This window comes from Hymenobacter sp. (assembly GCF_036387835.1).
In the GTDB taxonomy this organism is placed as follows: domain Bacteria; phylum Bacteroidota; class Bacteroidia; order Cytophagales; family Hymenobacteraceae; genus Hymenobacter.
Map to the genome: position 1 here is coordinate 112,483 of NZ_DASVSY010000115.1, position 14,165 is coordinate 126,647.

Here is a 14,165-nt window from a genome sequence, read left to right on the forward strand (position 1 = left end):
AGCTTCCTTCGTATTTCTTATGGACTTCCTGCGCATGATGCGGGGCGGCCGGCTGCTGCTGGCTGTACTGATGGCGGTAATGTCGGCTTTTTTTGCGCCGCTCCACGCCCAGACTCCCCCTAACCTTGATAGGGTGGAGTACTTTCTCGACACCGACCCCGGCTTCGGCCTTGGTACGGCCGTTACGCTACCCACCATGTCGGCGGCCACGCTTACCGGCCTGAGCTTTCCCGTGAATCTGAGTGGCCTCCCGACGGGCTTTCACACCTTATTTATCCGCTCCCGAGCGGGTGGCACCCTTTGGAGTGAAACCAACAAGCAGCTGCTTTACGTGGGCACCAGTGCCACCGATCCGGCCCCGGCCCTCAACCGGCTGGAATACTTTGTGGATGCTGATCCGGGCTTCGGGGCGGCTACAGCCGTAGCGCTGCCCGGCACGCCCGGCAACACGCTCACCAACCAGACTTTTGCTGTGCCACTCGGCGCGATGGGGCCGGGTTTTCACAGTCTGTTTTTCCGCTCGCGCGACGCCAGCGGCGCCTGGAGCCAGACCCAGCGGCAGATTTTCTACACCGAGCCGACCATCAACACCACTACGCCTGCCCTGGAGGCCCTGGAGTACTTCGTGGATACCGACCCTGGCTACGGACGGGGCAGCAGCGTCGCTATTACGGGCGGCACCAACGCCACGGGCGTCAGCTTCTCGGTAGGGCTTGGCTCGTTGTCAGTGGGCTTCCACACGCTGTTCTACCGCACCCGCGACGTAGTCGGCCGGTGGAGCCAGACCCAGAACCGCATCTTCTACGTGGATGACCCCACGGTGGCTATGGTGCCCAACCTCGATAAAGCCGAGTACTATTTCGACACCGACCCCGGCTACGGCCTAGCGACCAACGTGCCCGTTGCCACGCCGGCGGCCACGCTCACCAGCCTCAACCTGCTGGCCGACGCCACGGCCTTGGCCGACGGGCCGCACCGGCTGTTTGTGCGGGTGCGCGACGCGGCCGGCAAATGGAGCCAGGTGCTGAACCGCAGCTTTACGAAGAGCGGCTGCTCCAGCTCACCCAACCTGGCCGCCAACCGACCCGCCGCCAGCTACACGGGCAGCGGCATTACAGCTACGGCCGTGGAGCAGATGTACAACGGCAACGCCGTGACGGGCAGTTCGTCTACGTTCCAGAACAGCTACTACGCGCAGGTGGATTTGGGTACGGCGCTGCAAACGGTGTCGGATGTGCAGCTGAGCTTGCAAAACGTGAACGGTACGGCGGTGAGCTACACCTTGCAGGTGGAGGTGTCGAGCAACCTGAACAACTGGACTACAGTCGATAATTTTCAGGCAACGCTGCCAGCCAACCAAACCGCGCCGGTGCTGGTGAGCCGGACGCTGGCTACGGTGCAGAACGACGTGCGGGGCGTGCGGCTGCGGCTGTTGCTGCCCACCATTTCGCAGGGCATTCAGCTAACCAACGCGGGCGTGTTCTACTTCAACTGCGTGGGGCCTACCATTACCAGCTTCACGCCCACGGGCGGCCCGGCCGGCACGCCGGTTACCATTATGGGCACCAACCTGACCGGGGCTACGGTTGTGCGCTTCAATGGCGTGGCGGCGGGTGCCATCACCAACAATACCGCCACCAGCCTGACGGTGGCGGCCCCGGTAGGCGGCTCGTCGGGCCAGATTTGCGTGACGACGCCGGCCGGTGTGGCTTGCTCGGCGCAAAGCTACAACTACCCGCCGGCCATTGCCACGGGCACGGTGTCGCCGGGCACGTTTTGCGCCGGGCAGACGATTTCGGTACCGTTTAGCACCAACACAGGGGCTTTTGGGACGGGCAACGAGTTCAAGCTTCAACTGTCCGACGCCAGTGGGGTGTTTGCAGCCAACGCGCCCCTATTTGGTACGCTGGTTAACGCCAACACTAATGGCGGCACGCTCAGCGGACTTGTTCCGCTGACTACGCCAGCCGGTATTGGGTATCGGGTGCGGTTGGTGGCTTCTAATCCGGCTGTTATCGGGACGGAAAACGTGGTGAACCTGACTGTAAATACCGCGCCGGTAAGCCAAGCAACTGGTCCGGCAACGGTAACCAACGGCAGCCCCATCAACCTAACGGTGTCGCCCACTTATCCGGGGGCCACGTACCGCTGGACGGGGCCAAATAATTATGTTTCCACTCTCCAAAACCCCACCATTGCCAGTGCAACCAACCCCGGCGTGAACCGGTTCACGGTGACCGTAACGCTCGGCAGTTGTAGCTACTCTAGCTTCGTGGACGTGACGGTACAGGCTTCCACCAACCCGATTCTGACCTTGACACCGTTTACGGGGCCGCTGTGCCCGGCTACGCCGCGCAGCCTCACCTTCAACGTGACGGGCAACGCCTTCCCAACCGGCAATGTGCTGACCGCGCAGCTTTCCGATGCCAGCGGCTCGTTTGCCAGCCCTGTCAGCATCGGCACCCGAAATTTCAGCGGGCTTGGCACCAGTTCACTTACCGTTACGCTGCCCCGTGCCACGGCCACGGGCAGCGGCTACCGGATCCGGCTGGTGGGCTCCGATCCGGCTACCATCGTCAGCAACGACAACGGCTCCGACCTGACGGTAAATGCCCTGCCACTAGTAACGGTGGGCAGCAACTCGCCGGTGGTGGCGGGCAACACGCTCCAGCTGCAAGGCGGCCCGGCAGCTACCGGCAATACCTACCAGTGGGTCTTCACGAATGCAACGGGCGGGGGCAGCACCGTTAGCTTCCAGCAAAACCCCCAAATCACCAACGCTCAGCCTTCGCAGTCGGGCCGCTACCGGCTATTTCTGACCAACGCGGCAGGCTGCACCGATACGGCTTCGGTGCGGGTGCTGGTAACGCCGGTGGCGCCAGGAACTACGTTGGTACTGAATTCTGTGTCGGCTACGGGGCCAGTGTGCGTGGGGGCGTCTTTCAACGTGAACTACACTGCCGCCGGCCCAGATTTCAACGCGGGTAATACCATTTCGGCGGTGCTTTCCGATGCCAGCGGCGTGTTCTCCAGCAGCAGTCCGGTTGTGGGCTCAGCTACCGTAACCACGGCCGCCGCGGGCACGCTGAGCGTGACGATACCCCCCGCTACCCCGGCCGGTTCCGGGTACCGGATTCGCCTGGAAAGCAGCAGCCCAATAATAGTCAGCAACAGCAGCAGCCCGCCTTTAAGCATCATCAACCTAGCTACGGCGTCGGCGGGCTCTAACTCGCCGGTAGCGGCAGGCTCCGGCATCTCCCTGACGGCCACCGGCATCAGTGGCGCCACTTACCAGTGGACCGGGCCCAACAACTACTCGGCGATGGGTCCGAACCAAACCATTAGCGGGGCTACGGCGGCTAATGCGGGGGTGTATCAGGTGACGATTTCCCTGAACGGCTGCACCGCCACGGCCAGCACCACAGTGGTTGTAACGCCCCCCACGCAAGGGGCCAGCATTCAGACGGGTACTTTGGCCAGAAGCTACTGCGCAGGCACGGCGCTGAGCGTGCCCTTTACGGCCAGTGGCTTCACGGCGGGCAACGTATTTACAGCGCAGCTTTCAACGGCCACGGGCGTATTTGGCGGTAGCCCGGTAACCATTGGGACGCTGACTGGCAGCACGAGCGGGACCATTGCGGCCACCATTCCGGCCGGCACCGCGCCAGGCGCTGGCTACCGGATTCGGGTGGTGGGCAGCCAACCCGCCACTATTGGGGCTGATAACGGGGTGGATATCATGATAACTGCTGCTGGAGCCTTCACCTGGACCGGGGCCGTGAATAGCAGCTGGTTTGACCCTGCCAACTGGAGCTGCGGTACGGTGCCCACTAGTTCCAGCAACGTCCTGATTCCGAGCGGACTGAGCACGTATCCGGTGCTTAGCACCAGCAACACCGCTGCTACGGCCCTTAACCTGACGGTAGCCAACGGCGCTTCGCTGTCGTTGGGCGACGCCTTCGAGCTGCTCGGCAACCTAGTAAACAACGGCACCCTGAACGCGGGCACCAGTACGCTGCTGTGCAGGGGCACTACCACCCAAACCTTGGGCGGCACCGGAGTTCTGCGCTTCTACGACCTGACGGTCAACAACCCGACGGGCGTGACGCTGCAAAGCGCGGCGGGCGTGCGGCACTTGCTGACGCTCACCAGCGGTAACCTGGCCTCGGGTGGCAACCTCACGCTGCTTTCTGACGCTACGGGCACAGCGATGGTGGTGAACCCAGTGGGTGGCGGCACCGTGACGGGGCGGGCCATAATGGAGCGGTTTGTTACGGGTTCGGTGCAAGGCTATCGGCACTTCTCGTCGCCAATGCTGTCGGGTACAGCTACTGTACAAGAGTTTGCCGATGATGTGGCGGGCTTCAACGTAAACCCCGCATACAACACCCTAGGCAATGCCGCGTCGCCTTTCCCGACCTTATTCCAGTACGATGAAACCCGCTTGAATGCCACTAGCAACACATTTGATGCTGGCTGGATGGTACCCGAGGCTACTGGTAACCTGACGGCGGGCCGGGGGTACTCGGTTCAAACGGCCCCGGCTTCCACGGTAGATATTTCCGGTACGCTGGCCAGTGCCAACGTGAGCTACCCGCTTACACGCGGCCCCTACGCGGAGTCGGGCTGGCAGTTGTTGGGCAACCCTTTCCCCTCTCCGCTGGATTGGGATTTAGTGCCCGCCGCGCCCGGCGTGGATAAAGCGTTGTACGTGTACGTGCCTTCCGGGCCCTATTCGGGCAGCTACCGCTCTTATGTAAACGGGGTGGGTCAAAACGGCGGCAGCAAGGATCTGGCGGCCATGCAGGGGTTCTTCGTGCGGGCCACCACCGCCACGGCTACCTTGAGCTTGCCTAGCACAGCCCGCGCCACCACCTACCTCAACCCTACCTTCGAGCGAGGCACGGCTAGCCGAAGTTCTACCCGCCCCCTGCTTCGGCTGAGTGCCCGCAACGCCAGCGGCCAAGCCGACGAAACTGTGGTGTACTTCGACCCTGCTGCCACAACTGCTTTCGATACTGCCTACGATGCCTACAAGGTGCAGCTCAACGGCAACGGCCTACCTTCTCTCTGGACCATTGCTGGCAACCACGGTTTGGCTATCAATGCGCTGGCCACTTTAACTGACGTGCCTAGTATCCCGCTCGCGGTGCGTGTTAGCCAGAACGGCGCGCATACGTTGCAAGCCACCGAACTCCTGAATATGCCTGCAGGCACCGAGGTGTGGCTGGAAGACCGGGAACTTGGCGTGCGGCAGAATTTGGCAACCACGCCTTCTTATGCCTTCAGCATGGTGGCTAGCTACAGCGGGCAGCGCTTCTACCTCTGGATACAAGCTGGCCGGCCGGCCGCCACGGCGGCCAGCGCGCTACAAGCGGCTACACACCTCTATCCCAATCCGGCCAGCAGTACGGCCACGTTAGAAATGGCAGGACTAACGGGTACGGGCGAGATTCAGCTACAACTGCTCAACACGCTCGGGCAGGTGGTGCTTAAGCGCACGGTGCAGCCCCGCGCCGGCATCGTGCACGAGCAGCTCGACCTTACTCATTTGCCTACGGGCGTGTATTCAGTTCGCCTTTTCACCAAGCAGGGCATCGTTGTGAAACGCTTGGTGCGCGAATAACCTGGTTCCAGGTTTTGTTACGGTGGCTCTCTTCGAGAGGAAGCAAAACCAACCAGGCAAAAGCCAGCGACTTCTAGTCGCTGGCTTTTTTATTTCAAGGCAAATAGTTTGCTCTTACGCGGGAAACCTCACCCCTAGCCCTTCTCCAAGCGGAGAGGGGAACTAGCTTTTAGTATTAGAAAGTCGTCAGGCGCAAAACACGCTTCAATTCCAGAAAATTGCTTTTCAAGCAAGGGAAGACGAACTCCAAAGTCCGGCTGCGTAAGAGCTCCCCCAAAAAAGCAACCAGCTGCGCCAGCCCTTCCGAACCTCATCAATAGCTTCAGAAATGCAAAAAACAGGGTTTCAACTCTGAACACTCCCCTGTTTCTGCCGTAAACCTATAAGGTGTTACGGGCGGCGGAAAACTTGCAGAAAGTAGTTAGATTAGTCGGGCAGTATACTATTTTTCCTAGATTGAATTGCCTGTCTTAGCCCAATTTGTTTGCCTGTTGAAGCCACCTACGTGCTACCATGGGTGTCCATGAATGACCTGGCCCCGAAAGTAGCCACCCTAAATACCTCGATTTAACCACCGGCTTGCGCGCCAAGCCAAGCCTCTATACTCACTCATGATGGCTGACTCAACTCCTGATTCCAAGCCGGAAAACCCACAATGCGGCCACGATGCGGCGCGCCGGCAGTTCCTCAAGCAATCCTCGGTGCTCACGGCACTGGCCTTCACGCCGGGTCCGGTCGTGCAAGCCGCCGCTGCCGAATGGGACGAAAAAATTGCCGCTCCTTTTGAAAAAGTTGGCTTGAAGCTGGCCGTGAATGGCAAAAACTACAAGCTGTCAGTGGAGCCGCGCGTAACGGTGCTGGACTTGCTACGTGAGCAGCTGCACCTGACCGGCACCAAAAAAGGCTGCGACTACGGCCAATGCGGCGCCTGCACCGTGCACATCGATGGCAAGCGCGTCAATTCCTGCCTGGCTTTGGCCGTGATGCAGGACGGCCGCGAAATCACGACCATCGAGGGCCTGGCCAAAGGCGACGACCTGCACCCCATGCAGGAAGCCTTCATCAAGCACGACGGCTTCCAGTGCGGCTACTGCACGCCGGGCCAGATCATGTCGGCGGTGGCGTGTATTCGGGAAGGGAAGGCGGACTCCGAGGGGGAAATCCGGGAGTTTATGAGCGGCAATATCTGCCGCTGCGGGGCGTACCCCAACATTGTAAGTGCCATTCAGGAAGTTAAAAACGGAGGACAAAAGGTATGATCCAGTTTCAATACGTCCGTCCGAGCAAGCCGAAGGCAGCTATCGATGCCCGCGCCAAAGACCAGAACTCGCAGTTCATTGCCGGTGGTACCAACCTGCTCGACTTGATGAAGCGCGGGGTGATGAATCCGGAGCGCCTCATCGACATCAGCCGCCTGCCCCTCGACAAGCTGGAGCGCCAGAACAACACGTTCCGCATCGGGTCCATGGCTCTGAACGCTACCGTCGCCGACGACAAGCAGGTGCTGGAGAGGCTGCCGCTGCTGGCGCAGGCCCTGAATGCCGGCGCCTCGGCGCAGTTGCGCAACATGGCCACTATCGGTGGCAACATGCTGCAGCGCACCCGCTGCCCCTACTTCTACGACACGGCCCTGCCCTGCAACAAGCGCGAGCCTGGCTCTGGCTGCGGTGCCCTCGAAGGCTACAACCGTATGCACGCCATTTTCGGCTTCTCCGATAAGTGCATCGCCGTACACCCCTCCGACATGAGCGTGGCCCTCGTAGCGCTGGATGCTACCGTGCTGGTTAGTGGCCCCAAAGGCGACCGGCGCATCCCGTTCGGGGAGCTGCACCGCTTGCCCGGCGACCTGCCGCAACGCGACACTACGCTGGAGCCCGGCGAACTGATAACGGCCGTGGAAGTGCCCGAAGGTCCTTTCACCAAGAATGTGCACTACCTGAAAGTGCGCGAAAGGGCTTCCTACGCCTTTGCGTTGCTGTCGGTAGCGGCGGCGCTGCAATTGGAAAACAACATCATCAAAGATGCCCGCTTGGCCATGGGCGGCGTGGCGCACAAGCCCTGGCGGCTGACTGAGGCCGAAAAGTCCTTGATAGGCAAGCCCGCCACGGAAGCTTCTTTTCAGGCGGCGGCCGCTATTGCTATGCAAGGAGCCAAAGCGTTCAAGCACAACGCCTTCAAACTAAAGCTAGGGCCTAATGCCATCGTGCAGGCTCTCAAAAACGCTACCAACGTGGCCTAAAGCCCCTATTTTATGAACGAGCAACCTCTCTTCAAAGACGGCGGCGTGGTAGGCAACCGAATGAACCGCGTAGATGGCCGCCTGAAAGTAACCGGCGCCGCCCAATACTCGGCCGAATATCAGCTGCCGGGCCTCGTGCACGGCGTGCTGGTAGGCAGCACCATTGCCAAAGGCCGCATCAAAAGCATCGACACCAAAGCCGCTGAGCGGGCCCCTGGCGTATTGGCCGTTATCACGCACTTGAACGCCATTAAGGTGCCCGGCAACGCCAACCGCAGCCAGCCCGACGAGCCACCAACAGCCGGACAGCCGCTGCGCGTGTTCCACGACGAAAAAATCGTTTTCAACGACCAGCCCATTGCCTTGGTGGTGGCCGATACGCTGGAGCGGGCCCGCTACGCAGCGGGCCTGGTGAAGACGCAGTACGAAGCCGACCAACACGCCACCAATTTCAACGCCCATACCGACCGGGCCAAAGTGCCCGCGCAAGCGAAAAAGAACCCGAAGTCGCCGCAGGCCGACCACGACCGGGGCCAGGTGGATGGTTACAAAACCGCGCCGGTGAAGCTGGAAATGGAGTACATAATTCCCTCGGAGATGCACAACCCGATGGAGCTGCAATCCATTATTGCTCATTGGGAAGCCCCCGACAGACTCACCGTGTACGACAAAGTACAGGCCGTGAAGGGTACGCAAAAGGCCTTTGCCAAGGATTGGGGCCTTCCCGAGCAGAACGTGAAAGTCATTGCTACGTTTGTGGGCGGCGCCTTTGGCAACGGCCTGCACAACTGGCCGCACGAAACAGCTGCCATCATTGCCGCCAAAATGGTGAACCGCCCGGTGAAGCTGGTGCTCACGCGCGAGCAGATGTTTACCATGGTGGGCTACCGACCCTACACCTGGCAGCGCATTGGTATCGGCGCCACACCCGATGGCAAGCTGGTGGGCATCACCCACGAAGCAACGGGCCAGACCTCTACCTATGAGGACTTCACCGAGTCGACGGTGCAGCAGACGCGCATGATGTACCAGAGCCCCAACATCAGCACGCGCTACCGGATTCTGCCCCTTGATATCAGCACGCCCATCTGGATGCGCGGTCCCGGCGAAGCTACTGGTGCCTTCGCGCTGGAATCGGCGATGGACGAGCTGGCGCACGCACTGAACCTGGACCCGATGGAATTCCGCCTGCGCAACTACACCAACGTCGACCCCGACAACGGCAAGCCCTGGTCAACTAAGTACTTGAAGGAATGCTACCAGATGGGCGCTGACCGAATTGGCTGGAAAAACCGCCGGATGCAACCCGGCACCAACAAGCAAGGCGACTGGCTGGTGGGCTACGGCATGGGCGTGGGCACGTTCGGCGCCAACCGCGGCAGCTCCAAGGCCGGTGCCAAGCTGCTTGGCAACGGCACGGTGGTGCTGCAAAGCGCTACCACCGACATCGGCCCCGGCACGGCTACCGTAATGGTGCAGCTGGCCGCCGATGCGCTAGGATTGCCGCCCGAAAAAGTTCGTTTCGAGTTGGGCAACTCCACTTTTCCGGATGCGCCGTCGCAGGGTGGCTCGGCTACGGTCAACACCGTGGGCTCGGCTGTGGTGGAGGCATGTGCGGCGCTCAAAGAGAAGCTGCACCAACTAGCTGGTCCGGCCTTTAGCGCCGCCAAGCCCGCCGATATCGTTATGCAGGGCACCCAACTTTCCTTGGCCAATAATGCCGCCGCCAAGGTTTCGTATGCCGACCTGGTAAGGCAGAACAACGGCCAGGAAGTGGCCGTGGTCATTGAATCCAAGCCGGGCAACGAGCGGCAGAAGTACTCGATGTACTCGTTTTCGGTGCATTTTGCCGAGGTGCATGTGCACCAGCTGACCGGCGAGGTACGGGTAAAGAAAATGGTTTCCTGCGCCGATGCGGGTACTATCGTCAACCACAAAACAGCCGGCAACCAGATGCTGGGTGGCGCCGTTGGTGGCATTGGCATGGCCCTCACCGAAGGCGCCATGATAGATGACCGTTTCGGCCGCTACATCACCAAAGACCTCGCCGACTACCATGTGCCCGTACATGCCGATGCCCCGGCCATCGAGGTAGCCTTCGTGGACAAACCCGACCTGATAGTAGATGCCATGGGTACCAAGGGGATCGGCGAAATAGCCATTATTGGGGCCGCGCCGGCCATTGCCAACGCTGTGTTCAACGCCACCGGCAAGCGCATCCGCGAGCTGCCCATCACGCCGGATAAGCTGATTTAGAGGCCTGCCTCGTATTTACAAAAAAGACCAACCAGCAAGCTGGTTGGTCTTTTTTGCGTTAGCAGATCGTGCTTCTAGTAGCGCCCACCGCGGCCGCCACGGTAACCACCGCCGCCGTTGCGGTAGCCACCATCCCGGTGGTAGCCGCCGTTATTCGAACGGTTGTAATAGCCTGGATTGGGGTGTACTACACGGGGCCGCACGATGACGGGAGCGGGCTGTACAATCACGCGAGATGGACGATAGTAGCGCGGGCCATAATAGGGCCGGTAGCGAGGACCGTAATAGTCGCCGTAGTAGCCGGCCGGGCCGGTGGAAACTACAGCTTGGGTGGAACCAGCACAACCAGTCAGCAAAGTACCTGCCACTAGCAGGGCAAGTATAAAGGGAAATTTCAGGAGCTTTTTCATAGGTACTAGCAGCTAGTCACATTAGGGACTGGCAACTGGTATTTAGACGCAAAAACCAGCCCAAAGTTTAATTTGCTTCCTATCTTCTCGCCTATATATCTCCCTACTAATCAAGCTTAAGCACCATAAAGCACTAGCCTGAGCAGCACTTCAAGCAGAGTCAGCGCCAGACGGCTCTTAGAGCGCAATCCGATACGTGACATCGGTGCTACCACCGAACAGACCATAGCCGGGACGTACGTTGGAAAAGAGCGGCGCGGGCTCAGCAAACGGGTTGCCATCGGTGTCGTAGTAGCGCTGCAACGACTGGTAGAAACGGTAGGCTTCGGGGGTGATGCTGCTGACTATAATTTCAATAAAACCAGGCTTCGAGTAGGTGCTAGCAGGGTCGTATCTACCTCCGTACCGCAAGTACACATCGGTGCTAAGGTTGAGGCGCTGGCCATTACCGCCAGCGTCGCTGAAAGGGTACTGGCTGTAGTTGCTCTGGCTTACAGAAAACTGAGGCCGGGTTAGATTTATCTCGGGATTATTGTTGCTGTTGTAATCCAGTTGCACGTAACCCCAATATTGGCCGTTGCGGTCGAGCACGCGAGCATACGCCAGGTAGTAGTCGGTAGTAGCCGCGTTGTCGAGGATACTGCACGTAAGGCGGCCAGGATATGCATCGGAAGGCAGCTGATTGGACTGACGAATGGCGTAACCACCTGTTTCTATAACGGCGCGCGCTGGCAACGTTAGCTTTGCTTCTACTGCTTCGACTCCTGGCACTGACGCACGCAATGTGTAGGTCTGGCCCGGCTCACCTACAAACCCACGTGCGGGGACATAATAGCCATATATGCTGTCGGGCCGGCCCGTAGTGTAGTTGTAGCCTTGCCGAGCCTTAGATCGGAACTGCTCCACCGTTTGCCCGGCTTCGTTAACTAGTTCCACGCTAGCGTCGCCGCGGCCCGTAGGCTGTTTCACTTCCAGCGCACCTTGGCTCACGCTCACAAACAGTTCACGCCCCTCGAAGAAGTTCTGATATTCACTTGATGGTGCTTGGTTGCTGAGCGTGTAGGTAAGGGCCAGCCGGGGCGTGTGCGGCGGCGTATCCACGGCTACAATGGTTTCGCAGCCGCTAAACACCAAAGTAGCAAACGAGAGAAAAATAACTGCCTTTTTCATAGTCAAATAGAAAGAAGAACAGGCCCAATCACAAGCAGCGGAACAGGCCTAATCAGCGTAAATCAGTGATTAAAATTTGAAGGCTTTGCTGAACGAAGGGATAATGGGAAACAGCGAAACCTGGCGGTACACGGGCTTTTGCACGTTACCTTGGTAGTCGGTATAGCCAGGGTCGAAGTAGAGATAATAGGGGTTGCGACGGCTATAGACGTTGTAAATCGAGAAGCTGTTCACCACCTCGCCCCACTTCTTTTTCTTGGTTTTGCTTAGGTCGAGGTCGAAGCGGTGGTAGGCCGCCATCCGGAAGGAGTTCCGCTCGCCGTAGTCTTCAAACTCCTGACCATCTCCCAGCAAAAACCGTCCCTGCGACAAGGTAGTGGCGTTGCCAGTACCGTAGACCCAGGTGCCCGACAGCGTGAAAGTGGGGCTGAACTTGTGAATGGCCACCACCGAAATATCGTGGCGCCGGTCGTACTTGTAGGGGAAAATGCGGCCTTGGTTGAGGTCGGGGAAGCGGCGCTTGCTCCAGGCCAGGGTGTAGCCAATCCAGCCGGTGGTGCGGCCGGTTTTCTTCTGGATGAAGAACTCGCCGCCGTAGGCCCAGCCTTTGCCGCTGGTTACTTTGCTTTCCCAGTCGCTGTCCACGGTGCCCAGGAAGCTGGCGCCCTCGCGGTACTCCACCAGGTTGCGCATGGGCTTGTAGTAGCTCTCGAAGCTTAGTTCGTAGTCTTCGTCTTTGAAGCGCAGCGTGCGGGCCGCGCCCACACTGACTTGCTGCGCGCGTTGCGGCTTAATAATCTTCGTAGCGGGCACCCACAAATCAGTGGGCAGCCCGATGCCGCTGTTGGTGAGCAGGTGAATGAACTGCGCAGTGCGGGCATAGGAAGCTTTCAGCGCCCATTCTTCGGTGAGCAGGAAACGGGCAGCCAGGCGCGGCTCTATGCTCGGGTAGAACTTGCCTTCCACGGCAAAGCCGTTCAGGCGCAGGCCACCGTTCACTTTCAGGCGGTCGGTGAGGCGGTAATCGTCTTCGGCGTACAGCCCTATTTCGCTGGCCATAGTGCGCGTGCCCGAGTTTAGCTGGCTGCCCAGGTCGTCGGCGATGCCTTTGGAAGTGAAGGCGCCGGGCCGGAACGAGTGCAGAATGTACTGCCCGCCAAACCGGATGTAGTGGTCGGGGGTGGGCGTATAGTCGAAGTCGGTTTTTAGGCTGAAGTCGCGGATGTTGGACAAGTAGCGCAACGAAAACTTATCGGTGCGCGGTTCGCCTTGGTCTTTGTAGCGCCGTTCCTCCCCCGCTCCTACATTAAACTGATATTTGCTGTAGGTGAGGTGGGTGTTCATGAACAGCTGGTCGTTCACGATGTGGTTCCAGCGCAACCCCGACGTGAGGTTGCCCCAGCCTAAGTCGCCATCGGTGCGGCTGTAGTCTTCGGCGCCTTCGTCTCTGTCGCGGATGCGGGCGTAGAACTTGTCGTAGCCGGTGTAGGCGCTCAGGTAGAGCCGGTCGCGGCTGCCTACCTTCCAGTTCAGCTTGGCATTGAGGTCGTGGAAGAAGTACCCCACCGACCCTTTGGTATCTTCCGCCGCAAGCTGCGACTTAATGAACGGCTGGGCCAGCACATCGAGGTAAGTACGGCGGGCCGAGATGATGAACGAGGCGGTATCCTTCTTGATGGGGCCTTCCAGCGTGATTTTCGAGGCTACAATGCCAATGGCGCCTTCGCCGTGGAACTCCTGCATGTTGCCTTCCTTCATCGAAATATCGAGCACCGACGACAAACGCCCACCGTACCGCGCCGGAAATCCACCTTTAATCAGCTCCACGTTATTCAGCGCATCGGCATTGAATACCGAGAAGAAGCCGAACAAGTGGGCCGCGTTGTAAACGGGCGTACCGTCGAGCAGAATCAGGTTCTGGTCGGGGGAACCGCCGCGCACGTACAGGCCGCTCTGGCCCTCGCCGCCGCTTTGCACGCCGGGCAGCAGCTGCAGCACCTTCAGCACGTCGGTTTCGCCGAACAGCTTGGGCAGGTTCTTGATTTGAGTGATGGGCACGTTGATGGTACCCATGCGGGTGCTCTGCTCGATGCGCTCCTGCCGGTTGCCTACTACCTCCACATCGGCCAGCGCGTTGCTGCTGGCCCGCAACCGGAAATCGTGCGTCACGTTGCGGCTCGTGGCTGTAACCCAGCGGGCGCGCTCGTAGCCAAGGTAGCTGGCCACCAGTCGCACCGAATCGGTGGCGGGCAGCGTGAGCGAGTAGAAGCCATACGTGTTGGTAGCAGTGCCCTGCCCCATGCCCGGATTTACCACAGCCACCCCAATCAGGTTTTCCCCCGTCGCCCCGTCGCGGACGTAGCCGCTGATGGTGATTTTGGAGGCGGGCTGCTGCGCATGGGCCGCCGCTACATTCAACACTATACAGGATACTATACCAACGCGAAAAATTGAAATCATATAA

General features: G+C 59.8%; 7 protein-coding genes. 4 read left to right on the forward strand and 3 right to left on the reverse strand.

What is annotated here, in order from left to right; all coding sequences use genetic code 11:
• The first annotated feature begins 19 nt into the window (after positions 1–19).
• The 4 genes from VF639_RS22810 (at position 20) to VF639_RS22825 (ending at position 10,121) form a co-directional block, all read left to right on the forward strand.
• Positions 20–5,626 carry a T9SS type A sorting domain-containing protein gene (locus VF639_RS22810; protein WP_331148264.1) on the forward strand — a complete coding sequence of 1,869 codons (5,607 nt, stop codon included), beginning with the start codon at positions 20–22 and terminating at the stop codon, positions 5,624–5,626.
• 611 nt (positions 5,627–6,237) lie between these two features.
• Positions 6,238–6,885 carry a (2Fe-2S)-binding protein gene (locus tag VF639_RS22815; protein ID WP_331148265.1) on the forward strand — a complete coding sequence of 216 codons (648 nt, stop codon included), beginning with the start codon at positions 6,238–6,240 and terminating at the stop codon, positions 6,883–6,885.
• Positions 6,882–7,865: an FAD binding domain-containing protein gene (locus tag VF639_RS22820; protein ID WP_331148266.1), complete on the forward strand. Its 984-nt coding sequence runs from the start codon at positions 6,882–6,884 to the stop codon at positions 7,863–7,865. Before VF639_RS22815 ends, VF639_RS22820 begins: the two co-directional genes overlap by 4 nt.
• Positions 7,866–7,877: 12 nt before the next feature.
• The gene (locus VF639_RS22825; protein WP_331148267.1) at positions 7,878–10,121 is read left to right on the forward strand and encodes a xanthine dehydrogenase family protein molybdopterin-binding subunit; all 2,244 of its coding nucleotides are present in this window, start codon (positions 7,878–7,880) and stop codon (positions 10,119–10,121) included.
• Between the two features lie 74 nt (positions 10,122–10,195).
• On the opposite strand, the gene VF639_RS22830 is transcribed toward VF639_RS22825, so the two are convergent.
• The 3 genes from VF639_RS22830 to VF639_RS22840 all read right to left on the reverse strand — a co-directional run bounded on the left by VF639_RS22830 (position 10,196) and on the right by VF639_RS22840 (position 14,161).
• On the reverse strand, positions 10,196–10,531 hold the full coding sequence (locus VF639_RS22830) for a hypothetical protein (protein ID WP_331148268.1): 336 nt from the start codon (positions 10,529–10,531) through the stop codon (positions 10,196–10,198).
• Positions 10,532–10,708: 177 nt separating this feature from the next.
• Positions 10,709–11,701 (reverse strand): DUF4249 domain-containing protein, encoded by a 993-nt coding sequence (locus tag VF639_RS22835; protein ID WP_331148269.1) that lies wholly within the window; start codon positions 11,699–11,701, stop codon positions 10,709–10,711.
• A gap of 69 nt (positions 11,702–11,770) precedes the next feature.
• A complete protein-coding gene (locus VF639_RS22840) occupies positions 11,771–14,161 on the reverse strand; it encodes a TonB-dependent receptor (protein ID WP_331148270.1) in 2,391 nt (796 codons plus the stop codon).
• Between the last annotated feature and the right edge of the window lie 4 nt (positions 14,162–14,165).